The 25,306-nt window shown below is 36.8% G+C and carries 22 protein-coding genes and 1 pseudogene; 16 read left to right on the top strand and 7 right to left on the bottom strand.

What is annotated here, in order from left to right:
* Nucleotides 1-2,466: pseudogene (locus BLQ00_RS00005) on the bottom strand (hypothetical protein); the annotation flags it as partial.
* Between the two features lie 148 nt (nucleotides 2,467-2,614).
* On the opposite strand from BLQ00_RS00005, the gene folE reads away from it, so the two are divergent.
* From folE to BLQ00_RS00030, 5 genes are read left to right on the top strand one after another with little or no spacing between them, the layout of a single operon-like run.
* Nucleotides 2,615-3,292, top strand: coding sequence for a GTP cyclohydrolase I FolE (gene folE / locus BLQ00_RS00010; protein ID WP_093139196.1), 678 nt, complete (start codon nucleotides 2,615-2,617; stop codon nucleotides 3,290-3,292).
* 15 nt (nucleotides 3,293-3,307) lie between these two features.
* The gene (gene cysS / locus BLQ00_RS00015; protein ID WP_093139198.1) at nucleotides 3,308-4,792 is read left to right on the top strand and encodes a cysteine--tRNA ligase; all 1,485 of its coding nucleotides are present in this window, start codon (nucleotides 3,308-3,310) and stop codon (nucleotides 4,790-4,792) included.
* Between the two features lie 18 nt (nucleotides 4,793-4,810).
* Nucleotides 4,811-5,053, top strand: coding sequence for a membrane protein insertion efficiency factor YidD (gene yidD / locus BLQ00_RS00020; RefSeq protein WP_093139200.1), 243 nt, complete (start codon nucleotides 4,811-4,813; stop codon nucleotides 5,051-5,053).
* A gap of 58 nt (nucleotides 5,054-5,111) precedes the next feature.
* Nucleotides 5,112-5,939, top strand: a complete 828-nt coding sequence (gene lgt, locus BLQ00_RS00025) for a prolipoprotein diacylglyceryl transferase (RefSeq protein ID WP_093139202.1) — start codon at nucleotides 5,112-5,114, stop codon at nucleotides 5,937-5,939.
* A 1-nt stretch (nucleotide 5,940) separates the two neighbouring features.
* A complete protein-coding gene (locus BLQ00_RS00030; protein WP_093139204.1) occupies nucleotides 5,941-6,429 on the top strand; it encodes a DUF192 domain-containing protein in 489 nt (162 codons plus the stop codon).
* 300 nt (nucleotides 6,430-6,729) lie between these two features.
* On the opposite strand, the gene secDF is transcribed toward BLQ00_RS00030, so the two are convergent.
* The 4 genes from secDF to gyrB all read right to left on the bottom strand — a co-directional run bounded on the left by secDF (nucleotide 6,730) and on the right by gyrB (nucleotide 13,754).
* Complete coding sequence (gene secDF / locus BLQ00_RS00035; RefSeq protein WP_093139206.1) at nucleotides 6,730-9,750, bottom strand: protein translocase subunit SecDF; 3,021 nt, start codon at nucleotides 9,748-9,750, stop codon at nucleotides 6,730-6,732.
* A gap of 203 nt (nucleotides 9,751-9,953) precedes the next feature.
* Nucleotides 9,954-10,580 (bottom strand): hypothetical protein, encoded by a 627-nt coding sequence (locus tag BLQ00_RS00040; RefSeq protein WP_093139207.1) that lies wholly within the window; start codon nucleotides 10,578-10,580, stop codon nucleotides 9,954-9,956.
* Nucleotides 10,581-10,646: 66 nt separating this feature from the next.
* Complete coding sequence (gene mdh, locus BLQ00_RS00045) at nucleotides 10,647-11,573, bottom strand: malate dehydrogenase (RefSeq protein WP_093139209.1); 927 nt, start codon at nucleotides 11,571-11,573, stop codon at nucleotides 10,647-10,649.
* Between the two features lie 240 nt (nucleotides 11,574-11,813).
* A complete protein-coding gene (gene gyrB, locus BLQ00_RS00050; RefSeq protein WP_093139210.1) occupies nucleotides 11,814-13,754 on the bottom strand; it encodes a DNA topoisomerase (ATP-hydrolyzing) subunit B in 1,941 nt (646 codons plus the stop codon).
* Nucleotides 13,755-14,018: 264 nt separating this feature from the next.
* Here gyrB and BLQ00_RS00055 point away from each other — a divergent pair, with 264 nt between their 5' ends.
* Nucleotides 14,019-14,564 carry a DUF2911 domain-containing protein gene (locus BLQ00_RS00055; protein ID WP_093139212.1) on the top strand — a complete coding sequence of 182 codons (546 nt, stop codon included), beginning with the start codon at nucleotides 14,019-14,021 and terminating at the stop codon, nucleotides 14,562-14,564.
* Nucleotides 14,565-14,567: 3 nt separating this feature from the next.
* Here BLQ00_RS00055 and BLQ00_RS00060 read toward each other — a convergent pair whose 3' ends face one another.
* Nucleotides 14,568-15,197, bottom strand: a complete 630-nt coding sequence (locus tag BLQ00_RS00060) for a 7-carboxy-7-deazaguanine synthase QueE (protein WP_093139214.1) — start codon at nucleotides 15,195-15,197, stop codon at nucleotides 14,568-14,570.
* A 247-nt stretch (nucleotides 15,198-15,444) separates the two neighbouring features.
* Between BLQ00_RS00060 and BLQ00_RS00065 the strand changes: the two genes are divergently transcribed.
* From BLQ00_RS00065 to BLQ00_RS00110, 10 genes are all read left to right on the top strand, one after another.
* Nucleotides 15,445-16,188 (top strand): hypothetical protein, encoded by a 744-nt coding sequence (locus BLQ00_RS00065; protein WP_139149333.1) that lies wholly within the window; start codon nucleotides 15,445-15,447, stop codon nucleotides 16,186-16,188.
* Nucleotides 16,189-16,191: 3 nt separating this feature from the next.
* A complete protein-coding gene (locus BLQ00_RS00070; RefSeq protein WP_093139217.1) occupies nucleotides 16,192-16,923 on the top strand; it encodes a hypothetical protein in 732 nt (243 codons plus the stop codon).
* Between the two features lie 112 nt (nucleotides 16,924-17,035).
* Complete coding sequence (locus BLQ00_RS00075) at nucleotides 17,036-17,731, top strand: hypothetical protein (protein ID WP_093139218.1); 696 nt, start codon at nucleotides 17,036-17,038, stop codon at nucleotides 17,729-17,731.
* Nucleotides 17,732-17,821: 90 nt separating this feature from the next.
* On the top strand, nucleotides 17,822-19,354 hold the full coding sequence (locus BLQ00_RS00080; protein WP_093139220.1) for a helicase HerA-like domain-containing protein: 1,533 nt from the start codon (nucleotides 17,822-17,824) through the stop codon (nucleotides 19,352-19,354).
* A gap of 25 nt (nucleotides 19,355-19,379) precedes the next feature.
* Complete coding sequence (locus tag BLQ00_RS00085; RefSeq protein WP_093139222.1) at nucleotides 19,380-19,940, top strand: hypothetical protein; 561 nt, start codon at nucleotides 19,380-19,382, stop codon at nucleotides 19,938-19,940.
* A gap of 118 nt (nucleotides 19,941-20,058) precedes the next feature.
* The gene (locus BLQ00_RS00090) at nucleotides 20,059-20,760 is read left to right on the top strand and encodes a hypothetical protein (protein WP_093139223.1); all 702 of its coding nucleotides are present in this window, start codon (nucleotides 20,059-20,061) and stop codon (nucleotides 20,758-20,760) included.
* A gap of 6 nt (nucleotides 20,761-20,766) precedes the next feature.
* On the top strand, nucleotides 20,767-22,398 hold the full coding sequence (locus BLQ00_RS00095) for a class I SAM-dependent methyltransferase (RefSeq protein WP_093139225.1): 1,632 nt from the start codon (nucleotides 20,767-20,769) through the stop codon (nucleotides 22,396-22,398).
* Nucleotides 22,395-22,817: a VOC family protein gene (locus BLQ00_RS00100; protein ID WP_093139226.1), complete on the top strand. Its 423-nt coding sequence runs from the start codon at nucleotides 22,395-22,397 to the stop codon at nucleotides 22,815-22,817. Before BLQ00_RS00095 ends, BLQ00_RS00100 begins: the two co-directional genes overlap by 4 nt.
* A gap of 4 nt (nucleotides 22,818-22,821) precedes the next feature.
* A complete protein-coding gene (locus BLQ00_RS00105; protein WP_093139228.1) occupies nucleotides 22,822-23,853 on the top strand; it encodes an AI-2E family transporter in 1,032 nt (343 codons plus the stop codon).
* A gap of 88 nt (nucleotides 23,854-23,941) precedes the next feature.
* Nucleotides 23,942-24,382, top strand: a complete 441-nt coding sequence (locus BLQ00_RS00110; protein WP_093139229.1) for a YkvA family protein — start codon at nucleotides 23,942-23,944, stop codon at nucleotides 24,380-24,382.
* Here the strand turns inward: BLQ00_RS00110 and BLQ00_RS00115 are convergent.
* A complete protein-coding gene (locus BLQ00_RS00115) occupies nucleotides 24,379-25,260 on the bottom strand; it encodes a bifunctional 5,10-methylenetetrahydrofolate dehydrogenase/5,10-methenyltetrahydrofolate cyclohydrolase (RefSeq protein WP_093139231.1) in 882 nt (293 codons plus the stop codon). The two genes, BLQ00_RS00110 and BLQ00_RS00115, sit on opposite strands and share 4 nt — an antisense overlap.
* Nucleotides 25,261-25,306 lie beyond the last annotated feature (46 nt).

Raw genomic sequence — 25,306 nt, forward strand, 5'->3', positions numbered from 1 at the left:
TCCAATAGCCAATGAAAAATCGGGAACCGTTAAGGCCAACTCTCCAGCGTCAATAGCATCTTGCTCTACTTCATAATAATAAATATCGTATAATAGAGGATCTGAACCATCTAAAACCTCTGGCTCAACAACCGTTAAATCAAAAACCTCTAATCCATCGCCTGGAGTATCATAATCACACAAACGTAAAGGGTCGGCAGGTGCTACAATCTCAGGAGTGTTACGGACTTCTAAATTTAAAATAGTCGTATTGTAACAGCTCGTTGTAACACTCTCGATACGTGCAAAAACAACATCGTTATAAGGATCATCATTTGCATACGGATCTAGCAATTCATTTAAATTGTTCTCTGCATCCGATTGAGTTGGGTGATAGGTAACTATTAAATCAGGATCGCCAAGAGTAATATCAACATCGGCATCGTGCAACGTAAAAAAGGCAAAACCATCATTATTACCGTCGCAAATTACCAATGGCTCTGGCGCTCCATTTACTACAGGAGGCGTATCCATCAAAATGTCAAAATTTTGGGTCGTATCAAAACAATTTTGATTATCGTCATTTTCAAGACGAATGTAAATTGTAAGCGGTGTTGCCGTTACATTATAAATCAATGGCAGTGCATTTGCATTTGCATCAGCATCAGCTTGACTTAAGTGATAGGTAACATTAAAATTAAATGGATTAGCCCCATTTAATACAGTAGCATTAAACAATGCACTAAAATTAATTTCTTCATCACCTGTTTCATCTTGATCGCATAAATAATAAGGAGATGTAACTGCTCCTGCGATAGCCGCAGCAAATTCAATTTCAAAAGAAGTCGTGATAAAACATGTCCCCGACAAATCTTCAATACGAATATAAATTACTTCCACATTACCAGTAATTAAATATACTGATGGATTTAGAATTGGATTTGCACCAGAGTTTGCTTCTCCAGGTGTGTTATGAAATGTAATATTAAACAATGCTGGGTCCTGTGTTCCTAAAACAAGCGAAGAGTTTACTGTAAGATCAAAAACACCTGGAGCCGTACCATCATCACAAATAAATATATCATTAGGTTCTGTTGCTATAATCGGCATTGGAAGAATGGTAATTTCAAAACTATCCGTAGCAAAACATGTAGGAGAATCAACATTTTCTACTCGAACATAAATTATTTCAGAAGGAGCGTTTACATTATAAGGAGTAGGTAATGGATTAATTCCTCCATCAGCTTCTACTTGTGAATTATGATAGGTAACAGTATATGCTAATGGGTCTTGTCCATTTAGAGCTTCCGCATCTTTTAAAGCAGGTAAATCAATAGGTTCAACGTTATTAGAACCTGTGTCACAAATCTCATAATCTGTCATTGGCCCCGCAGTTGCCTGTGTGTATTCAATTAGGAAGCTTGTTGTTTCCCAACACGTTCCTGAAGTATCTTGAATTCGAATATAAATAGTTTGAGACGAACCAACAATTGGATAGGCCGCAGGATTAGCTATAGGATTAAACCCTGTATCGGCATCAGCTTGCGACGTATGATATGTTATAACAAAGTCGGTAGTGCTTTGAGTGCCAAACACAATAGGTGTATTTACTGTTAAATCAAATATCCCTGGTGTGGTTCCATTATCGCATATAAAAAGGTCTATTGGAGGTGATGCAATTACAGGATTTGGATATGTAATTATTACATATTCTCTTAATTGATCTGTACCTGAACCAAAACTTATTGTAACTCTATAATCACCAGCATCTGTCACATTAATTATTGGAAAATTCCCATTAAATATAGTCACATATCCAGTTCCATCATCATATTCCCAAAGGTAATTTGTAGCTCCAAGTTCTGTGGCATCAAGTTCAAAACTATCCCCCTCACAACCTGTTTGTGTTGTTAAAATTGTACAATCTGTCGATCCTGAATTTGGTGCTCCTGCATTGGTTTGTTCTAATTTAATAAAACCAGCAGCTTGATCATAATTTGTAATTACTAGGACATAAATCTGTCCCGGAAGCCCAGCATTAATTGTAAAGTTTTCTACTGGTGCAGCTGAAAAACTACAATCTACTTCGTTAAACGCTTGTAATTTTGTGTAATCACATAAATCATCACCCTGACTAAAAGGCCCCCAACAAATAAAATCTACATCTAGACCTGTTCCTGTTGGATTTCCATTTACATCAAATGAAGTATTTTGCGTTATCTCAAAATTTAAAGTTCCAGCTTGATCTATTTGCAGGAAAAACCAAGCAGGATAAGGTTGATCAAATAAACAAGCATAATCAGGACCAGGCTCTGCTGTTGCATTACAATCTGGATCTGTATTATTACAATTAGCAAATATTAAAGATTGGTCACCTGCACAAAATGGTTCAATTTCAGAACAGGTACCTCCTTGAGCTAACATTATAAGAGGGAAAAATAAAAATATAAATAAGAGTGATTTCTTTAAAGGGAGGTTCTTTTTCATTATCAATTTTATATAAGGGCGAAATTTAAGGTTTTTTTATGAAACCATAAACTTTCAAATATAAAAATAGTGACATTCAATTTTTCAAAGCCAACTCCGAATGCGTATCTTTGCAAACTGCATTTTATGCCTAATTAAAAAATAAATAATGGATTTGGAAAAACAGCTTAAGGCTATTGAAGCATTAGGGGACGATCACGTTGGAACTGCTAGCGACACTCCGCTACGTAGTGATGCTTTCGATTTAAGTGATATTGAAAAAATTGCACTTATAAAAAAAGATGTTCACAACATCATGCAAACCTTAGGTCTCGACTTAACAGACGACAGCTTAAAAGGGACTCCAACGCGAGTTGCAAAAATGTTTGTTCAAGAAATTTTTAGTGGTTTACACCCAGACCGTAAACCAAAAGCGTCAACATTTGACAATAAATACAAATACAACGAAATGTTGGTAGAGAAAAACATCACCCTCTACTCAACCTGCGAACACCATTTACTTCCAATTGTTGGAAAAGCACATATTGCTTACATTTCTAACGGAACGGTTGTCGGTCTTAGTAAAATGAATCGTATTGTAGATTATTACGCTAAACGCCCACAAGTTCAAGAACGATTAACCATACAGATAGTAAAAGAGCTTCAGCAAGTTTTAAACACTGAAGACGTTGCCTGTGTAATTGACGCAAAACACTTATGCGTAAATTCACGCGGTATTCGCGATATTGATAGCAGTACTGTAACGAGCGAATTTGGAGGGGTATTTAAAAACCCTGAAACTCGCAGTGAATTTTTAGACTACATTCAACTTACTACAGAATTTTAACATTTACCTATATAGATGAAACTTTTCGAACAACAAGAATTGCACATTTACAATTCCATTTCAAAAGAAAAAGAAAAATTTGAACCCATTCACCAAGGAGCAGTCGGCATGTACGTCTGTGGACCTACCGTTTATAGTAACGTACACATGGGGAATTGTCGTACTTTTTTGTCGTTCGATTTGGTGTTTCGTTATTTAAAACATCTAGGGTATAAAGTTCGTTACGTTCGTAATATTACAGATGCGGGGCATTTAGAAAATGACGGCGAAAGTGGTGATGACCCTATTCTGAAAAAAGCACGTATTGAAAAATTAGAGCCGATGGAAGTGGTTCAGAAATACACGGTCGATTTTCACGAAACGATGTCGAAGTTTAACGCCCTTCCTCCGAGTATTGAACCCACAGCTACGGGACATATTATTGAACAGATAGAAATTGTCTCTAAAATTATTGCGGAAGGATACGCCTACGAAGTAAACGGATCGGTTTATTTTGATGTTGTAAAGTTTGACAAAAAACACAAATACGGAAAATTAAGCGGTCGAAATCTAGATGATATGATTTCGAATACCCGCGAATTAGCCGCACAGAGCGATAAAAGGAATCCGCAAGATTTTGCCCTTTGGAAAAAAGCCGAACCACAGCATATCATGCATTGGCCCTCTCCTTGGAGCGAAGGTTTTCCTGGTTGGCATTTAGAATGTACCGCAATGAGCACCAAATACTTGGGTGAGTCTTTTGATATTCATGGCGGTGGAATGGATTTAAAATTTCCACATCACGAGTGTGAAATTGCGCAAGCGGAAGCTTGTAACCACAAATCACCAGTGAATACTTGGATGCACGCAAACATGCTGACCCTTAACGGTAAAAAAATGTCTAAGTCGACAGGAAATAATATTCTTCCAGACGAATTATTCACAGGCAATAATGATGTGTTAAGCAAAGCATTTTCACCTACTGTAGCGAAGTTTTTCATGTATCAAGCGCAATACCGAAGCATTTTAGATTTTTCTAACGATGCGTTGGTGGCTTCTGAAAAAGGCTTCAATCGATTGATGGATTCGTATCGCGCATTGACATCCCTTTCCGTGGCTAAAAAAAGCAGTTTCGATGTTTCGGCATGGAGACAATCTTGCTACGATGCGATGAACGATGATTTTAACAGTCCGATTTTAATTGCGCAACTCTTTGAAGCTTCAAAATTAATAAACGCTGTAAAAGAAGGAAACGAAACACTTTCCGAAGCAGATTTAGAAATTTTAAAAACAACCATGCATGATTTTATTTTCGACGTGCTTGGTTTAACCGATGATGTTTCAGAAACAAATACGAACGGCGACAAATTATCGAGCGCTGTCGAACTATTAATTTCTCTTCGGAATCAAGCCAGAGCAAATAAAGACTTTGCCACAAGCGATCAAATTAGAGACCAATTACAAGAAGTTGGCATTCAGCTAAAAGACGGAAAAGAAGGAACCACTTATTCTTTAAACTAGCAAGTAGTAAAATTACAAATGAAGCGCATTTTAACATATCCATTTATACTTCTTATACGGGGATATCAGCTCTTTATTTCGCCCATACTCCCCTCCACATGTCGTTATACGCCTACTTGTTCTCATTACACTATTGAAGCTTTACAAACTCATGGTTTATTCAAAGGAAGTTGGCTGGCTATAAAACGAATTGGAAGTTGTAATCCTTGGGGAGGAAGCGGACACGATCCAGTACCTCCTGTAGTCAAAAAGAAAGGTTAATTGTTCTTTTTTGCGCGCAAGCTTTTCTATATTTACACTCCACATTAATATAATACATATGCCTTTTTTAAGTTTTACTTGGAATCCTTCAGAAGGAATCGATTTAGGTTTCTTTTTAGTACGTTATTACAGCTTAATGTTTGTAATTGCATTCACACTAGGATGGTTTATCACTAAGAAAATTTTTAAAAACGAAAACCAATCACTTGAAAAGTTAGACAGTCTTTTTATCTACATGGTGGTTGCTATTTTATTGGGAGCACGTTTAGGTCACGTTATTTTTTACCAAAGTGAATTGATTTTTGAAGATCCTATTTCTGTATTACTTCCTTTTAGAACAGTTCCCGAATTTGAGTACACAGGATTTCAAGGTTTGGCAAGTCACGGTGCTGCGATAGGAGTAATTATTGCCATGTTTTTGTACAGCAAAAAAGTACTAAAAAAACCAGTACTTTGGATTTTAGACAGAGTCGTAATTGCTGTTGCATCGGGTGCTATTTTTGTGAGAATTGGAAATTTTATCAATTCTGAAATTATTGGTAAAGCGACAAACAGTGACTTCGGAGTAATATTTAAGCAATTAGGAGAAACTTTTCCACGTCATCCTGCACAATTGTACGAATCTGCTGGTTATGTTGTTGTATTCCTTATCCTATGGTTTACGTACTGGAAAACTGAAAAAAGCAAACAACTAGGATACCTTTTTGGTCTTTTCTTAGTATTGCTATGGACGGTTCGTTTCTTTGTAGAGTTCGTAAAAGAAAGTCAAGGTGGTTTTGAAAGTGCTTTAGGGCAAACTCTTTCCACTGGGCAATGGTTAAGTATTCCGTTTATTATTGCTGGAGTTTATTTTATGGTGCAATCGAAAAAGAAACCCACTGTATAGTATGAAATCTAAGGCATTACTTTTAAGTATGATTGGTGGTTTTTTGCTCTTCGGAAGCTGTAAAGAGAAAACTACCGAAAAAGTATTGACACAAGAGGTAGTCTTCAAGAAAGAAGGAGAGCTTCAACTGAAAAAGGCCACTAGCGACTCACTCATTGTTTCACTTGACATTGAAATAGCCGACGATGAATACCAAACCCAAACGGGATTGATGTACCGCAAGTCGATGCTAGACAGTCGCGGAATGCTGTTTATTTTTGAAGATGAAGAACCGCGCTCCTTTTACATGAAAAACACAGAGTTTGGATTAGATATCATCTACATTAATAAAGCGCAAGAGGTTGTTAGCATTCAGAAGAACGCCAAACCATTAGATCAATCTTCCTTACCTTCAAACAAGCCTGCTACGTATGTTTTAGAAGTTAACGCAGGACTTTCAGACCAATGGGGTCTTGAGCCTGGAGATCGCATAGAATGGACTGCTTTATAACTAGCGTACATTTTTGCGCAACACCACTTTTTCTACCATAATGCGTCACTTTCCGAAGCAATTAATGAACGTCTAACAGGAAATAACACTTCGTTTACACATCTGCATCCCTTCTATTTTTAAAACACCTTCAACAATCAATAAGCCATACCAAAAACAGTCATCAAACGAATCAATACCGATTGTTTTGATTGGAAACTGCGCAATGCTTAGTTGTATTCTGAAACCTCAAAACTAGTACAAAACAAAAAACCCTTCGCACATTACGAAGGGTTTTTATAGTCTTTAGAAAAGAAGGATTTACGCTTTAACTTCTTCCTCTTCTTCTTTTTTATTTGAAAGGTCAATTCCTTTTCTCTTAACTGTATCGTACATCACTGGTGTTGCGATGAACAATGAAGAGTATGTACCTACAACCACACCTACGATGATTGCGAATAATAACCCTCTAATAGATTCAGCTCCGAAAAAGAACATACATAACAATACTACCAAAGTAGTTAATGACGTATTTAACGTACGACTTAATGTACTGTTCAATGCTTCGTTAATTACTCTACCAAACTTCCAAGAAGTATGCTCGTTAAAGTATTCACGAATACGGTCAAACACTACCACCGTATCATTTAATGAGTATCCAATTACGGTAAGGATTGCCGCAATAAACGATTGGTCAATTTCCATACTAAATGGCATAAAGCTGTATGTTAACGAGAAGATCCCTAATACGATCAATACATCGTGGAATACTGCCGCTACAGCACCTAAACTAAATTGCCATTTTCTGAAACGCAGTAAGATGTATAAGAATACAACAATTAATGAACCTAATACAGCCCATAAAGAGTCTTTCTTAATATCATCTGCAATAGTAGGACTTACTTTATAGTATTCCATTCTACCTGCTACTTTTCCTTGGTCATCTGTTTTAAACTGCTCTAAAGTCATTGTTGCAGGAAGGTTTGGTTTCAACCCTTCAAATAACATGCTTTCGATTTCGTCATCCACTTCAGTTCCAGTTTCATCTACTTTGAATTTTGTAGTAATTTTCAACTGGTTTTCACTACCGTAAGTTTTTGCTTCAGCACTACCAAATACAGCTGTTAAATCTTCTTGAATTTCAGAAGAGTTGACATCTTTTTCAAAACGAACTGTGTATGTACGTCCTCCAACAAAATCAATACCTTGATCTAGTTTGTTTGTAAACAACGAGATTAAACTGATTGTAATTAAAATACCTGAAATTATATAGGCAATTTTACGTTTTCCAAGGAAATCAATGTTTACGTTTTTAAACAAGTTCTTTGTAAATGATGTAGAGAAATCTAATGGCTTCCCGTTTTTAGTATAACGATCAATAAACAATCTTGTAATGAAAATTGCAGTAAATAATGACGTTAGAATACCTATTAATAAGGTAGTTGCAAATCCTTGAATTGGTCCTGTTCCGAATACCAATAAGATTAAACCAGTTAAACCAGTTGTGATGTTCGCATCTAAGATTGAAGACAATGCATTTGAGAAACCATCTTTAATAGCATCTTTTTGCAGCTTCCCTTTGGCAAGCTCTTCTCGAATACGCTCAAAGATAAGTACGTTCGCATCTACCGACATACCAATGGTTAATACAATACCGGCAATACCAGGTAATGTTAATACAGCTCCTAATCCAGCTAAAACTCCGAATATGAACAAAATGTTTACTGCCAAAGCAACATCTGCAAATGCACCTGCTTTTCCGTAGTAACCAATCATCCATAATAATACAAGTGCTAATGCAATAGCGAATGATAAAATACCACTATCAATTGCTTCTTGACCTAATGTCGGTCCGACAACCTCTGCTTGAATAATATCTGCCGATGCTGGTAACTTACCTGCACGTAATACGTTTGCTAAATCTTGTCCTTCAGTGATATCAAAGTCTCCTGTAATTTCACTACGACCACCGCCAATACCACCTGCTACAGAAACACCTGGTGCAGAGTAAACGATATCGTCTAATACAATTGCAATTTGACTTTGGTTGATGTTTGCTTGATTGGTCATTTCTTCCCAAATTTTAGCACCTTTACCATTCATTTGCATGTTTACAGCCACACGACCTACTTGGTCATACGATTGTGATGCATCCGTTACCACACCACCAGATAATGGCGGGATGTTTTCTCTGTTTCCTCTTAACGCATAAAGTCCTGTAGTAATTAGTACATCACCTTCTTCATTAATTTGAGTTTCTTTTGGCTTTTCCCAAACGAATTTTGCGTAACGCTCACTGTTAGGCAACAAAGAACGTACTTGCGGCATACGTAAGTAACTATTGATTACTGCTGTATCTTTTAATGAGAAGTTTGCGATAACTGGACCGCCTTGGTAACCAGGAGACACTATTTTAGAAATGATTGGTCTTGCATTAGCTGCATCTACCAATGAATCATTTACATCTTGACCACCTAATAATTCAGTAATATCATCGTCTGCTTTTGTTGAATCTACAACAGTTTCGGCAGTTTGTGGTTTTTCAGCTTTTTTAAGCTCTGCTACTTTAGCATCGGCTTGAAAAAGGAATCCTTGCATTTGCTCAGACTTGTATACATCCCAAAATTCTAATTGAGCGGTACTTTGTAATAATTTTTTAACACGATCTACATCTCTTGCTCCTGGCAATTCAACTAATATACGAGCTGACTGACCTAAACGTTGAATGTTTGGTTGCGTGACACCAAATTTATCGATACGTTTTCTAAGTACTTCGAATGCTGATGTGATTGATTCGTCAATTTTCTTTGAAAGAACAACCTTAACTTCATCGTTAGACATTGAAGCGTTGATATCATCTTCCAACCCTTTGTTGAAGAAAATATCAGGTGACGCTAAATTATTTTCACCTGGAAGCGCATCAAAAGCTTCGAAGAAAGACTCTAAATAGGTGTCTTGTGCATCCTTCTGAAGTTCAGTAGCGTTCGCTAATGCTTGATTGAAAGCTGGATCTTTAGAATTATTCGCCAATCCTTTTAAGATATCTTGTACAGAAACTTGTAGAATTACGTTAATCCCTCCTTTTAAATCTAAACCTTTATTAAGCTCTTTTTCTTTTGCTGTTTTATAGTCAATCCCTAATAACACAGAGTTGTTAGCAACTGAATCTAAATATCTTGCTTCCGCAGCGTCACTATCTCTAGGGCTATCTGGAAATTTCAAGTCTGCGAATGCTTTTGCATCGTCTTCAACTTGGTTTGCTACGTATGTAAATGACAGCTGGTATAAACTTACCAGGCCAAATAATACTGCAAATACTATAATGAGTCCTTTATTTTGCATTGTTAATTGTTTTTTGGTCTTATTTTTCCCCGAATTTCCGGGTGGGCAAATATATACTTTTACCCTATGATTTGATAATTATTTTTTTCGATTGTATTACTCTCTAAATGAATTTTGAAAGTAGGCTTTAAAAATTAAATCATAGTACGTCTTGCGTAACTATTAGTTAACCTAGTAAAGATTCTGATGGTGTTCGGGAAGTATTATGAAATCCCGTTTAGAACCGGCCCGGCCCTAACTTCAGGAATGTTATGTGTAGAATGATCTATTGCAATCGCAATTTTTTGTTGTATTATAAATCGAATCTTATCAACTCTATTCGCTTCTGAAACGATGGTACTAGCCAGTGAGAAATACAACAACGGATTGTGTGGTCGTTCAATTTTCTGAGAATGATTTAATAGATACCCATTAAAATCTGAACCATCGTCAAAACTAGTTTGAATTTCTGATACGTTAAGCTTGTAGTTATTCGAGTCGTTTTCAGAAGGAAAATCGGAACCTGCGCCACTTAGTCCGAAAGAAGAATATCCCAGAAAAATACTATCGTCTTTAGAGAATATTTTTTCAATTCCAGTGACATCAATTTCACTGTAGTAAGTGATTTTTAAGTTTCCATTTAAGGACTCTCGCACCTGTATTTTGTCAACCCCAATACGCTGCAATTGTTTTTTTACAATCGCGACTGCATTTTGAGCGTCGGTAAACGATACCTCATCATTGTCAAACTGAACAACTATTTCCTGATTGGGAACAGTTACCTGCTGCTGACTTAGACCTAATAAGGCAAAGATTACTACTAAAGTACTTAAGTACCACTTAGATTTCATGCGCCAAATATAAAAAACAAAAGCTGTACATGACAGCTTTTGTTTATTTAATTATGTAAGTTGAAACTATAAGTTCAACAATCCGTTTGTTTTAGTCACTCCTTCGGCACTATTTTTCATATGTGCTTTTTCGGCATCGTTCAATTCTAATTCAACGATTTTTTCAATTCCGTTACGACCTAACACTACAGGAACCCCTATACAAAGGTCATTAAGCCCGTACTCTCCTTCCAGAAGTGTAGAACAAGGATAGATTTTTTTCTGATCGCAAGCAATTGCTTGTACCAAACCAGAAACAGCAGCTCCAGGAGCATACCATGCAGAAGTACCTAATAATTTGGTAAGTGTTGCACCTCCAACTTTAGTATCTTCTTTTACTTGCTCTAATCTTTCGTCAGAGATAAATTCACTCACAGGAACACTATTACGAGTTGCCATTCTTGTTAAAGGCACCATTCCAGTATCACTATGACCTCCAATTACCATTCCGTCAACATCGCTAATTGGCGCTTCAAGAGCTTCAGCCAATCTGTATTTGAAACGAGCACTATCTAAAGCTCCACCCATACCAATGATTCGGCTTTTAGGCAGGTCTGTTGTTTTATGCACTAAGTACGTCATCGTATCCATTGGATTACTCACAACGATAATAATTGTATCTGGTGAATGTTGCACAAGGTTTGATGAAACAGTCTTTACAATTCCAGCATTGATACCAATTAGCTCCTCACGAGTCATTCCTGGCTTACGAGGAATTCCACTTGTAATTACACAAATATCACTCCCTGCTGTTTTAGAATAATCGTTTGTAGACCCTACAATTCTAGTATCAAAACCATTTAATGAAGCAGTTTGCATCAGATCCATTGCCTTCCCTTCAGCATATCCTTCTTTAATGTCCAACAATACAACTTCGCTTGCAAAATTTTTAATGGCTATGTATTCAGCACAACTTGCGCCTACTGCACCTGCTCCAACAACTGTTACTTTCATTTATTCCTTATTTTAAAATGTTATTATTCTTTTTTATTTCTGAAAAAAAGTTCTTTTCTGAAACTCATACAAAAATACAATTATCTGTATAAAATATAGTCCTTTAGCGTATTATTTTCCGAAGAGAACCTCAACAAAAACATACTATTAAAACACATCAATCTCTTATTTCTGAAAAATTTAAAAGCAAAAAGCCACAACAACTGTCGTGGCTTTTTAAATTATGATTTAACGCTTTACTTATGCGTCAATATTTGCATATACTGCATTCTTTTCAATAAACTCTCTACGAGGCGGTACTTCATCTCCCATTAACATAGAGAAAATACGATCTGCCTCTGTTCCGTTATCGATGGTTACTTGGCGCAATGTTCTGAATCCTGGATTCATGGTTGTATCCCATAATTGCTCCGCATTCATCTCCCCAAGACCTTTGTAACGTTGAATTGCAGCGCTTCCACCAAACTTTTCGTTTAACGCATCGCGTTCTTTATCAGACCAAGCGTATTCTTTCTTAGCTCCTTTTTTAACCAAATATAAAGGAGGTGTCGCAATATAAACGTGCCCTGCTTCTACAAGGTCTTTCATATAACGGAAAAAGAAGGTTAATATTAAGGTAGCAATGTGACTACCATCAACATCGGCATCACACATAATTACTACTTTATGGTAGCGTAATTTTGAAAGATTTAAAGCTTTGCTATCGTCTTCAGTTCCTATTGTCACCCCAAGAGCGGTAAAAATATTTCGAATCTCTTCGTTTTCGAACACTTTGTGTTGCATTGCTTTTTCAACATTCAAGATCTTACCACGAAGCGGCAAAATAGCTTGAAAATTACGATCACGACCTTGCTTAGCCGTACCACCCGCCGAATCTCCCTCGACAAGGAATACTTCACATTGCGCTGGATCTTGTTCTGAGCAATCTGATAGCTTTCCTGGCAATCCTCCGCCACTCATAACATTTTTACGCTGCACCATTTCACGAGCCTTTTTAGCAGCGTGTCTTGCTTGTGCAGCCAAGATCACTTTCTGAACAATTGTTTTAGCATCATTTGGATGTTCTTCCAAATAATTTTCTAACATTTCAGAAACTGCCTGACTTACCGCAGAGGTAACCTCACGGTTTCCAAGTTTTGTTTTGGTCTGTCCTTCAAATTGAGGCTCGGCTACTTTTACAGAAATAATAGCTGTTAATCCTTCACGGAAATCGTCTCCTGTAATTTCAAATTTAAGCTTGTCTAACATTCCTGAAGCATCTGCATACTTCTTAAGGGTTGTAGTTAAACCACGTCTAAATCCTGATAAATGCGTACCACCTTCGTGGGTATTAATATTGTTTACGTACGAGTGTAAGTTTTCGTTAAACGAAGTGTTATACACCATCGCAACCTCAACAGGAATATCATTCTTTTCACCTTCCATAGAGATTACATCATCGATGATCATCTCTCTATTTCCATCTAAAAAGCGGATAAACTCTTTTAATCCTTCAGTACTATGGAATGTTTCAGAAACAAACTCACCATCTTCTTCTTTTTGACGTCTATCGGTCAATTCGATGGTAATTCCTTTATTCAAAAAAGCCAACTCTCTAAGTCTACTCGCTAGGGTATCGTAATTGTAAACCAACCCTTCTTTAAAAATTAAATCATCTGGCTTAAAGGTAACGATTGTACCTCGGTAATCTGTTTCTCCAGTAGATTTTACCGGATATAGAGCTTTACCGCGCTCGTATTCCTGCTCCCAAACTTTCCCATCTCTATGAACGGTAGCTTTTAAATGCACCGAAAGTGCATTTACAACAGAAACCCCAACACCGTGAAGTCCTCCAGATACTTTATACGAATCTTTATCAAATTTTCCTCCTGCTCCAATTTTAGTCATTACAACCTGCAAAGCAGAAACTCCTTCTTTTTTATGAAGGTCGACTGGAATACCACGACCGTTATCTTTTACTGTTACTGAGTTATCTTCATTAATCCAGACGCCAATTGTATCACAATGACCTCCCATTGCCTCATCTATCGAGTTATCAATCACCTCATACACTAAATGGTGCAATCCTCGCATTCCAACATCACCAATATACATCGATGGACGCATGCGCACATGTTCCATTCCTTCTAAGGCTTGAATACTATCCGCCCCGTAACTTCCTTTTTTTTGTTCTTCGCTCATAAAAATTTAGCTTGAAAATGTGTGTTTTTCGAATTCAAACAAATATAAGAAAACACCTACTAAAACATAGGGTTTCAGTACTTTTTGAATGCGAAGTTATTAACAAATTTTGTGAAAAAAATATTCTACAGCTCAACTACTTTTAAACGTCTGTAAATCGATTGAAAAAAGCAACTTAACATTAAAAAAATAAATATTCTGAAAACTTTAATACGGAGCATTTCGTTAATAAAGTATCTTTAAACCCTCAAACAGTTATTTACTATGAAAACACTATGTGTTAGCCTTCTTTTACTATTCGTTATTTCTTTTTCTTCGGAATCTTTACATGCACAAGAATTTCCTAAAATAGATGCTTCTCCGATGGATTTAGCTTTAGCGCGTCCCGATAAAGACAGTCCGCCATTAGCAAGAGTGATTTACAGCCGACCTGTAAAAAATGGCCGTAAAATATTTGGCGAGCTTGTTCCCTACGGAAATGTATGGAGAACCGGAGCAAATGAAGCTACCGAGTTAACACTATACATCCCTATGAAACTAGGCGATACTGTTTTGGATGAAGGCACATACACTCTTTACACCATCCCAGATAAAGACTCTTGGACCGTTATAGTTAATTGTGACACGAATGTTTGGGGATCGTATAGCTATAGCAAGTTCAACGATATGGCTCGAATTAACGTTCCAACAAAAAAGCCTGCAGCACCTGTAGAAACACTCTCTATGGCTTTTAAAACAAACGTGAAAGGAACTACGCTATTAATTGGCTGGGACACTGTTTATATTGAAATTCCCTTCAAAAAAATATAGCTATTACGGAATGTTTAAATACTTGTGTGTTTGTAACGAAACTTTCCAAGCAGGGTTTTTCATCACATAATCCACCATTAAAGGAATCATTTTATCACGATTACTCCATTCTGGCTGCAAGTATAGAATGCAATCTTTATTCACTTTTGCTGCTTGTTCTTCAGCAAACCTAAAATCATCTTTATTAAATATAATCACTTTAAGCTCGTGCGCTACTTCATATATTTCAGGTTGTGGTAATTTTATTTTCTTTGGAGACAAACAAATCCAATCCCATGTGCCAGACAATTTATATGCACCAGAAGTTTCTATATGAACCTGCATCCCTTTTTCTTTAAACTGCTTTGTTAAAGGCCCCATATCCCAGGTTAAAGGCTCCCCTCCAGTGACTACCACTGTATTCGAGTAAGAGGCAGCATTATCAACTATCTTATTCGTATGCGTTGGTGGATGCAACGTAGCATTCCAACTCTCCTTCACATCGCACCAATGACATCCCACATCACAACCACCAATACGTACAAAATACGCTGCGGTTCCTTTATGAAATCCCTCTCCTTGTATGGTATAAAACTCTTCCATTAACGGAAGCATTTCTCCTTTATTTACCAGCTCTTTAATATCTTCTTGCATAGTTGGCAAAGATAGCCATATTTCAAACTTAAATATCAAGTTTAAAGAAGGAAAAATTCAGAAAAAAAATAAAAATACGACTAGTGCAAAAACACGATAATTGAAGAAAACTCCTACTAAATTGTTAATGAAACATGCTTTTAATCGGACATAAAACACTTATGAACGAAAAAACCCACAGCTATTTTAAAGCTATAATGATAGACACTAGCTTTACATAATTATACTTCACAAAATCCCCAAATAAATGACTACTTTTTTTAGATTGATGTTGATTTGCCAATTTACTTTTATGGGCTATCTTGGACAAGCACAAGTTGGAATAGGCACCTCTTTGCCTGACCCATCTTCAGCATTAGACATCTCAGCAAATAATAAAGGTTTACTAATTCCTAGATTAACAACTGTTGAACGAAATGCTATAGCAAGTGCTGCAAATGGACTACTTATATTTAATACAGATTCAGACGAATTTCAGTACAACTCAAGCAATTCAACGGTTCCCATCTGGAGAGCTTTAAGCCTAACAGGAACCAGCATTGCCAGCCCAGGTGATTCCGTTAAATATTCAAACACCGATGTTACTACAGACGTGAATCCAAACACAGCTATTACAGTTCCAATTTTCGGAAACCTACTTTGGAACGACAATACAACACTCTATGTCGTTGCTGGAAATCAGGTTACCATTACTGAAGCTGGACGTTATGAGTTTATAATAAATATCTCTCTAATAAACGTTGCCGCAGGCGCTAGAAACGCACCTGAAATGAGACTTAGCGTAAATGGTACTGAAATAGGATCTTATGGTGCTACTGGATACATGAGAAGCCAAAACGGACATGATGAATCTTCTTTACACCTTAGGGAAGTATTAGAACTCAATGCTAATGATGTTGTTTCTATTGGAATTCAAAGAGCCGCAAACGGAGGAGTTGTAAATTTACGTAGTGCTGGTAGCTCAACGGTATATATTGAAAAAAAGTTATAAGCCATGAAAATTCAATTTATACTCATACTGCTAGTTAACGTTTATATTGGTTATTCTCAAGTTGGAATAGGAACGACAGTAGTTGACGAATCAGCAATTTTAGACATCCCCTCTAATTCACTAGGTGTATTACTTCCAGAAGTTACAAATCTTGAGCAAAACTCAATTACGCTTCCTGCACATTCACTCCTTGTTTTTAATACCGATAGTAATACCATTAATTTTAATAGTGGGACAGCAGTGCTTCCAAAATGGGAAGCACTAAATCCAAATACAACTGTTACTTCGTATTTAGGTCAGTCGGCAAAATATTCAAATACAGATATCACCTCGAACCTAAACACTTCTGCTGAAAGCTCCATTCCTCTTTTTGGACAGGAAAACTGGAATGACAATAGTAGTTTGTATATCAATCGCGGAAATACACTTGTAATTACAGAAGACGGCCGATATGAAATCACAGCAAATATTTCAATCGCAAGTGGAACAACTTCTGGAAGAAAAGCTCCAGAAGTTTATATTAGTGTGAATGGTACGCAAATAGGTTCCTTTGCTACAACAGGATATATGAGACGCGCTAACGGTCATGAATCAACTTCATTACATTGTAACGAGATTCTTGAATTAAGAGCCAACGATACTATTACAATCACAACCATACTAACAGCAAATAATGGCACTGTTACAATGCGCTCTTTAGGCTCTTCCGATTTTTACATAGAAAAGAAGAGTTAACTTTTATATTTTTTCATTCAACAGCACTAATCAACCATTCACCTTCATTATTTAACGTTTCAACGCACATATGACGATTTATTTATCCTATTTTTACAACAAATTTTTTTTCATGCCCCAAAGATTTATCCTCACACTATTACTTTGCGCAACCTTACAAACCTTAACGGCCCAAGTCGGAATTGGAACCATAACATTAGATGACGGTTCAGCCTTAGAAATAGAAAGTACTACAGGAGCCTTAGTTCCACCAAGAATGTCAACAACAGACATGAATTTAATACCGACCCCGCTAGAAGGAGCTATTGTATTCAATTCAACCGAACACGCCTTATTTATTTTCAAAAATGGAACTTGGCAAAGTTTGTCTAATGGAAGCCTTGTTGTGAATAGATCCTTCGGAAATAGCAATAATGTTATCACAGGTGACGATAACACGTATGCAAATTTCCCTATTGGAGCAACTGAGGTTATTGCAACAGACGCCTCTCTTTATGATGTAACTGCAAACGGGACAGTAACTGTAAAAGCAAGTGGTGTATATCAAATGTCCGCTTCTTTTTCAACTACAAACATGCCTTCAGGAAACAAAAAATACATTATCGCAGTAACTAAAAACGGAAGCTTGATAGGATACCTTTCTAGAGGTTTTAGTAGCTTACCAAGTCAAGATTACTGGGGAACAAGCGGAACACTAATGTACCCTCTAGCCGCCAATGATGTACTAAGGTTTCAGTATGTATTAAACAATGGAGGGACAAACTTAAATGCCAAATTTTTCAATTTTGGTGTTAGCAAGCTTCAATAAAGCCTTTCTTTACTCTTAAATATTAATTTTTGCCTGTGTTTATTTCAGTAGCAGCGCTACAATTGCTATTTTTATCAAAAATTATAGACAATGGCAGACAAAGAGGCTTTTTTTAAATCTATTACGGAAGGGTACGCTACCAAAGGCGACGCTATTACACTAGGAGCAGCAATGCTCGATGGCGAAACATTAACCAATGCCTTTGTAAAGATTCCGTTAAAAACCTTAAACCGTCACGGCCTTATTGCTGGTGCCACGGGAACAGGAAAAACAAAAACACTACAAATCCTTGCCGAAAACCTTTCAGAAAAAGGAATCCCTGTTCTTTTAATGGATATGAAGGGAGATTTAAGTGGTATTGCGCAACCTAGCCCTGGACACGCAAAAATAGAGGAGCGTCACGAAAAAATTGGAATCCCTTTTACCGCCAAGAAATTTCCTGTTGAAATTCTTTCTATTTCCGATCAAGAAGGAGTTCGTTTACGCGCTACGGTAAGTGAGTTTGGACCTGTATTACTTTCACGTATTATGGATCTTACTGAAACGCAGTCTGGAATTGTATCTGTAATTTTCAAGTATTGCGACGACAACAAACTTCCTTTATTAGATTTGAAGGATTTCAAAAAAATGTTGCAATATACAACCGATGAAGGTAAAGAAGAACTTTCTAAAGACTACGGAAGAATTTCTACAGCCTCTACAGGAGCTATTCTTCGGAAAATTGTGGAACTAGAACAACAAGGTGCCGATTTATTTTTTGGAGAGAAGTCGTTTGAAACTGAAGATTTATTGCGCATCGATGAAAATGGAATGGGGTACATCAACATCATCCGATTGACCGATATTCAAGATCGTCCAAAAATGTTCTCTACGTTCATGCTAAGTCTTTTGGCTGAAATATACGCTACCTTTCCAGAGCAAGGAGACAGCGGAAGACCCGAATTGGTCATATTTATTGATGAAGCGCACTTAATTTTTAAAGAAGCAAGTAGCGCATTGTTAAATCAAATTGAAAGCATTGTAAAACTAATCCGTTCGAAAGGTGTCGGTTTATACTTCGTTACACAAAACCCAACCGATGTGCCAGACGGCGTATTAAGTCAGTTAGGATTAAAAATACAACACGCCTTAAGAGCTTTTACCGCAAAAGACAGAAAGGCTATTAAGCTAACTGCGGAAAATTATCCGATATCAGAATATTACAAAACTGACGAAGTACTTACCTCTTTAGGAATTGGAGAAGCTCTAGTATCTGCTTTAAGTGAAAAAGGAATCCCAACACCCTTAGCAGCAACCATGCTTCGTGCTCCTATGAGCAGAATGGACGTGTTAGAAGATTCAGAATTAAAAGAACTTACAGACAACTCTAAACTTATTAAAAAATATTCGGAAGTTGTTGATCGTGAAAGTGCTTATGAACTACTAAATAAGAAAATTGAAATAGCCGAACGAGAAGAAGTCAAAGCAAAAGCCGCTAAAGAAAAAGAAGCCGCAGAAAAAAGTTCGTCCAGAAGCGCATCACGAAAAAGTAGCAAATCAACCCAAAGCATTTGGGTAAAAACCTTAACAAGCCCAACCGTAATTCGCAGCGTGTTAGGAATACTTGGAAAAATGATGCGATAAAAAATTAGAAAAAGAAAAACAACAAATGAAAAAAATCTTATTATTCGGTGCTTTTGTAGCGCTATTATTTACACAATGTGGTGAAAAAAGCAACCCATTTTCTATACAACAAGGGGCTATTGGTGATTTAACTAAAGAGATTCAGATGAAACAAATCGACTCTTTGTTTGCAAACGATTCTATTGTAAAACTAAATCCGATAAAAGATGCTTTAGGTACGCAAGGAGAAGTAGAGATTTACGAAAAAGGTGGTGCTAAATTACTATTACTTTCGCCAGACAACGAAAGTGATCCAAACTCTATCATTACAAACATTCAAGTTTTTGATAGCCGCTACAAAACAGACAAAGGATTGAACAAAGCTAGCACGTTTAAAGACATTAAAGCGAACTATACTATTTCAGACATTGAAACAACTATCAATTCAGTAGTTATTTTCCTTGAAGGAAGCGATGTTTTTATTACAATCGACAAAAAACAATTGCCTGAAAATTTACGCTACGACCCAAGTGTTACCGTAGAAGCAAGTCAGATTCCTGACGAAGCTACTTTTAAATATTTCATGGTAGGTTGGGAAAAAGAATAATCTGCACACAACAACTCACTTTAAAAGCCTTCTTCATCGAAGGCTTTTTTTATACTCAAAATTGTGGTATTTTAAGTCACGCTAAGCAACCATCATTAATTACTAAAGGTATAAAAACATGAAGCACCTCATTTTTATTTCCCTGCTCCTATCGGTACTAATTGGTTGCAAAAACCCTTCCGAAGAAAAAGAAAAAACTACAAATTCAAACACAGTTTACAATTGTGACAGCAAGAGAAATTACGGAGACACATCTATTTGCTTACCTAAAATTGAAGGAATAAACGAAGCCTATGCCCATCCGGAAGTTAAAAAACGAGTAGACGAATTTGAAGATACCAGCAATATTATTTTAGGGTACTATTTGGATGATGCCACCTACGCCCAAGCGTCCGATTTCAGCTTCATTAATTATGACAACTATTACAAAGTGTATGGCGCAACTGCAGCTCTCGATGTTATAATGGGTCCTTCAGAAATGAAACAGATTGTACAAATGATGACTTCTGGCTTTCTAGACAAAACCCTAGAAGATGTAAATAAAAGCGATTCCTTTTCAGAAAAAAAACTACAAATAACACAACCCATTCTTATTGAAAAGTACAACGTCACTAAAAATGCTGGAACCATTGTATTTTTAATGAATGTTACTGTGGGAGACGATGAACGTATAAAAGCGGCTACGATGTCGACCATGCTCGTAAAAAAACGACTCATTTTTATGGCGCATTATTTAGACTATATAGACGCAGAAACGATAACAACACTTAAAGAACATACCGCTACATTTATTGACGCATTTCTTAACGCAAACTCATAACCTTTTATGCTAACAAATCTAGAAAAAAAAGAGTACAGATCTGAATTATTTAGACATCTTGACGGAATTGGTGTCGCACCTGTCGCGTATGCTTTGAAAGAAAAAGGAGTGTTAGATTTCATTCTTACAGAAGAAAGCACCACACTTTCACATATTTCTGAAACATTTACCACCAACGAAGGCTACCTCAACGTTGGATTGCGAATGTTAGCTTCACAAGGTTGGCTTTTACACGAGATTGACAGCGACACTGATGTGGTTACAATTACCACAAATGAACGCAGTGCTATTGCTTTTTCAATGATAGATCGCTATACAGATGTTGTTAATTTCATGAAGGTTTCTGAAGAATTTCATCCGCGTCACTTTGAAATGGAGCAATTCACCATCTTGAATAAAATCCTGAACAAATATAAAAACAATGAATTTGCACCTACTTCTGAAACACCCGAAGTACGAGATATTGAATACCAAATAGAAAAGCATATTGAAGGTGTTCTCGTAGGCCCTATCACCGTTTTTTTAGGAATGGACGGAATGTTTCACAAATACTTTATGGAAGCTTCTTTTAGCGCTGATGAGTTTCATGAAGACCCCATTAGTTTCAGTAAAATACTCGACTTCTTTACCTTTTTAGGATGGTTCAGTAAAAAGAATGACAACTATAGATTTACCAATAAAGGACTGTTTTTTGCCCGACGGTCATCGGCCTATGGCGTGACTGTATCGTACATTCCAACCTTTAGACGCGTGGACGAGCTTATTTTTGGGAACCCAAATATTTTTAGAAGCTCCATTCCAAACGCCCTCGAAATTCACGTAGATCGTGAAATGAACGTTTGGGGAAGTGGTGGTGCACATTCAGCGTATTTCAAAAAAATAGATGAAGTCATTATCGAACTTTTCAACAAACCTATAGAAGAGCAACCCAAAGGTATTTTAGATATGGGCTGCGGAAACGGAGCGTTTTTAATACATCTTTTTGAAGTCATCGAACAACGAACCAAGAGGGGCGCTTTGCTGGAGCAATATCCGTTATTTCTTGTCGGTGTAGATTACAATAAAGCAGCGCTAAAAGTAACGCGCGCTAATCTGGTGAAAGCAGATATTTGGGCAAAGGTGATTTGGGGAGACATTGGCGATCCGAAGCAATTACAGGAAGACATTCAAGAAAGTTATAATATTGAACTCTGCGATTTATTAAACGTACGTACCTTTTTAGACCATAACCGACCGTGGACAGAACCTAACACTTTCAGTATCGCAAAAAGTAATTCGACAGGCGCTTTTGCGAGCTGCGGAAAAAGACTTTCAAACAGTGAGGTTGAAAATAACCTGAAAGAGCATTTTGAAAAATGGGCTCCTTACATCACAAAGTTTGGCTTGCTTTTAATCGAATTACACACCATACCTCCAGAGATTACCGCAAAAAACATTGGAAATACCGCCGCAACTGCTTACGATGCGACGCACGGTTTTTCAGACCAATATATTTTAGAACTAGAAGTGTTTAGAACGGTAATAGAAAAAGTAGGCTTACATTCTGTTGATAAATACTTCTCAAAATTTCCAAATAACGAATTGGCCACCGTTAGTATTAACTATCTTATTGGCGCTATTAAAAACGAAACATTATGACACAAAACCTTCGCCCTTTTCACTTAGCCATTCCCGTAAACAACTTGGAAGTTTGTCGCACGTTTTACAGAGATGTATTAGGTTGCGAGGAAGGAAGAAGCAGCGACCATTGGGTAGATTTCAACTTTTTTGGACACCAATTGGTATTACACTATCAAGAAAGCGCTTCAGAAGAAATTGCAAATGCTGTAGATGGCAAAATAGTTCCAATTCCACATTTCGGTGTCGTACTCGATATGGAGACTTTCGAAAAATTTTCAGAAGCACTAAAAAAGAAAAATGTAAGTTTTAATATTGAACCGTACATTCGTTTTAAAGGATTAACAGGCGAACAAGCAACAATGTTTTTTAAAGATCCGTCGGGAAATGCCTTAGAGTTTAAGGCTTTTAAAAATATAGATCAACTTTTTGCATCTTAAATTTATGAAACAGATACCTATAAAAGTAATTCAGCAAGTATTTGTCCTACTTCTTATCGTAGTAATGGGCGGATTAATTTTTAGCGAAATGCTCCCGTATCTTTCGGGTGTGCTAGGCGCTATCACATTTTATGTTTTACTTCGGAAATGGATGGTGAAACTTGTGAAAAAAGGCTGGAAACCAAGTTTGGCGGCGGTCTTTTTAATGTTCCTTTCGTTTGTATGTATTTTACTTCCTATAACCGGAATTATTATCATGCTCACCAACAAAATTGGGAATGCTGTGAATAATTCAGAACGTGTTGTAGACGCTTTTAAGGAGCAGCTTGCTTCCATAGAGTCTCGTTTGGGATACGATATAGGTTCACAAATTGATGTTTCTTCAATATCGTCATGGGTATCAGACAGCCTTCAGAGTTTTGCCGGAAGCACCTTCCATATATTTATCGCTATTGGTATTATGTATTTTATGCTATACTATATGTTTACCAACAAGAAAACAGTAACAGAATCGCTTACAGACATTGTTCCGTTTAATAAGAGCAACACCAAAGTAATTGGCAATGAAATACAAGCCATGGTTCGTTCTAATGCCATAGGAATTCCGTTGGTTGCATTAGCACAAGGAATCATTGCACTTATTGGGTTTTTAATTTTTGGTATTGAAGATCCCTTTTTCTGGTTTGTAATAGTCACTATTGGCTCCATGATTCCATTTATCGGAACACTATTGGGGATCATCCCTGTTTTTATACTCACTCTTTCTATGGGGGAAACATTTCAAGCATGGGGGATTTTAATATACGGACTCGTAGTAGTAGGTTCGACCGACAATATTATAAGACTCTACGTTCTTCAGAAATTAGACAATGTGCATCCACTAATCACTTTAATAGGAGTGATTGTTGGTGTGCCCTTATTTGGATTCATCGGACTTATTTTCGGGCCATTGTTAATTAGTTTGTTCTTAATTATTGTTCGTATTTACAGAAACGAATACGGAGATGCTTCCCCTTCCGAAGAAAAAAAAGCATAGCGTAGTCGTTTTATTCTGAATACTATAACAAAACCCTAAGACTCTTTAACATTTACATCTTGTATATTTAGTACTCAATTAAATAGTTATGTCTTTAAAAAGTTTATTTTCTAAAATAAATCGCTCTTCGGAAAGTACCGAGGACACATCGAATGAAGATTTTATGAAAGAAGAAATCATAAAAATTGACGAAGATGATGTTGAAGTAGTACTTCACAATGAAGAAACCATTGCAAAAAAAATGCGTAATAGTAACGTTCTAAAGAAGTATTTCCAGTTGGGAAAAGTACTTTTCGGAATGCTGAAGGATATTAAAACCGGAGTCTATACAAATGTACCGTGGCTTACCATCGCAACCATTGTCATGATACTACTGTACGTTTTAAACCCAATGGACTTAGTGCCCGATTTTATCCCTGGATTGGGGTATCTAGACGACGCAACTATTCTAGCTTTAGGTATTGGCTGGATAGAATCGGATGTACACCGCTATTTAGATTGGAAAATTTTGGAAGGAGAAACGACTTAATTTGAACGTCGTTGCTCTCTCGCTAACAATGTATTTTTTAATAACATTGCAATTGTCATAGGCCCTACTCCACCTGGTACTGGGGTTATAAAACTTGCTTTTTTACTTACGTTTTCAAAATCTACATCTCCAGTAATTACATACCCTTTTGGATGTGACTCATCTGGAACTCTTGTAATACCTACATCTATAATTACAACATCGTCTTTTACCATTTCAGCTTTTAGAAAGTTTGGAACTCCCAAGGCAGAAATAATAATATCGGCTTGCGATGTAATTTGTGTAATGTTTTTGGTATTACTATGCGTTAACGTCACGGTACTATTTCCTGGCCATCCTCTTCTACTCATTAGAATACTCATAGGACGCCCCACAATGTGACTTCTACCAATAACAACGGTATGTTTTCCTTTGGTGTCTACTTTATAGCGCTCTAACAATTCTAGAATTCCGAAAGGTGTTGCAGGAATAAAGGTAGTCATATCCAACGCCATTTTTCCGAAGTTTTCAGGATGGAATCCATCTACATCTTTACTTGGATCTACGGCTAATAATACTTTTTGCGTATCAATTTGTGGCGGTAATGGCAATTGAATAATAAAACCATCAATCGCGTCATCGTTGTTAAGTTGCTCTATTTTTTTAAGCAATTCTACTTCACTTGTTGTATGTGGCATACGAATTAATGAAGATTCGAACCCTACCCGTTCGCAAGATCGAACTTTGCTTCCAACATAGGTTAAACTCGCACCATCATCCCCTACTAACACAGCTGCCAAATGCGGAACTTTCTCACCGTTGTCCTTCATTTTCTGAACTTCAACAGCGATTTCATTTTTAATATCGTTTGAAACTTTTTTTCCGTCTAAAATTGTCATAGTACTGTAATTAGGGGCAACACATATATAAAATCTGTGTTTGGTA

It is taken from the genome of Ulvibacter litoralis (genome assembly GCF_900102055.1).
GTDB classification, from domain to species: Bacteria; Bacteroidota; Bacteroidia; order Flavobacteriales; family Flavobacteriaceae; genus Ulvibacter; species Ulvibacter litoralis.

Coding starts and splice junctions, on each gene's coding strand:
- folE (WP_093139196.1), top strand. CDS start 2,615: ATGGATTTGGAAAAACAGCTTAAGGCTATTGAAGCATTAGGGGACGAT.
- cysS (WP_093139198.1), top strand. CDS start 3,308: ATGAAACTTTTCGAACAACAAGAATTGCACATTTACAATTCCATTTCA.
- yidD (WP_093139200.1), top strand. CDS start 4,811: ATGAAGCGCATTTTAACATATCCATTTATACTTCTTATACGGGGATAT.
- lgt (WP_093139202.1), top strand. CDS start 5,112: ATGCCTTTTTTAAGTTTTACTTGGAATCCTTCAGAAGGAATCGATTTA.
- BLQ00_RS00030 (WP_093139204.1), top strand. CDS start 5,941: ATGAAATCTAAGGCATTACTTTTAAGTATGATTGGTGGTTTTTTGCTC.
- secDF (WP_093139206.1), bottom strand. CDS start 9,750: ATGCAAAATAAAGGACTCATTATAGTATTTGCAGTATTATTTGGCCTG.
- BLQ00_RS00040 (WP_093139207.1), bottom strand. CDS start 10,580: ATGAAATCTAAGTGGTACTTAAGTACTTTAGTAGTAATCTTTGCCTTA.
- mdh (WP_093139209.1), bottom strand. CDS start 11,573: ATGAAAGTAACAGTTGTTGGAGCAGGTGCAGTAGGCGCAAGTTGTGCT.
- gyrB (WP_093139210.1), bottom strand. CDS start 13,754: ATGAGCGAAGAACAAAAAAAAGGAAGTTACGGGGCGGATAGTATTCAA.
- BLQ00_RS00055 (WP_093139212.1), top strand. CDS start 14,019: ATGAAAACACTATGTGTTAGCCTTCTTTTACTATTCGTTATTTCTTTT.
- BLQ00_RS00060 (WP_093139214.1), bottom strand. CDS start 15,197: ATGCAAGAAGATATTAAAGAGCTGGTAAATAAAGGAGAAATGCTTCCG.
- BLQ00_RS00065 (WP_139149333.1), top strand. CDS start 15,445: ATGACTACTTTTTTTAGATTGATGTTGATTTGCCAATTTACTTTTATG.
- BLQ00_RS00070 (WP_093139217.1), top strand. CDS start 16,192: ATGAAAATTCAATTTATACTCATACTGCTAGTTAACGTTTATATTGGT.
- BLQ00_RS00075 (WP_093139218.1), top strand. CDS start 17,036: ATGCCCCAAAGATTTATCCTCACACTATTACTTTGCGCAACCTTACAA.
- BLQ00_RS00080 (WP_093139220.1), top strand. CDS start 17,822: ATGGCAGACAAAGAGGCTTTTTTTAAATCTATTACGGAAGGGTACGCT.
- BLQ00_RS00085 (WP_093139222.1), top strand. CDS start 19,380: ATGAAAAAAATCTTATTATTCGGTGCTTTTGTAGCGCTATTATTTACA.
- BLQ00_RS00090 (WP_093139223.1), top strand. CDS start 20,059: ATGAAGCACCTCATTTTTATTTCCCTGCTCCTATCGGTACTAATTGGT.
- BLQ00_RS00095 (WP_093139225.1), top strand. CDS start 20,767: ATGCTAACAAATCTAGAAAAAAAAGAGTACAGATCTGAATTATTTAGA.
- BLQ00_RS00100 (WP_093139226.1), top strand. CDS start 22,395: ATGACACAAAACCTTCGCCCTTTTCACTTAGCCATTCCCGTAAACAAC.
- BLQ00_RS00105 (WP_093139228.1), top strand. CDS start 22,822: ATGAAACAGATACCTATAAAAGTAATTCAGCAAGTATTTGTCCTACTT.
- BLQ00_RS00110 (WP_093139229.1), top strand. CDS start 23,942: ATGTCTTTAAAAAGTTTATTTTCTAAAATAAATCGCTCTTCGGAAAGT.
- BLQ00_RS00115 (WP_093139231.1), bottom strand. CDS start 25,260: ATGACAATTTTAGACGGAAAAAAAGTTTCAAACGATATTAAAAATGAA.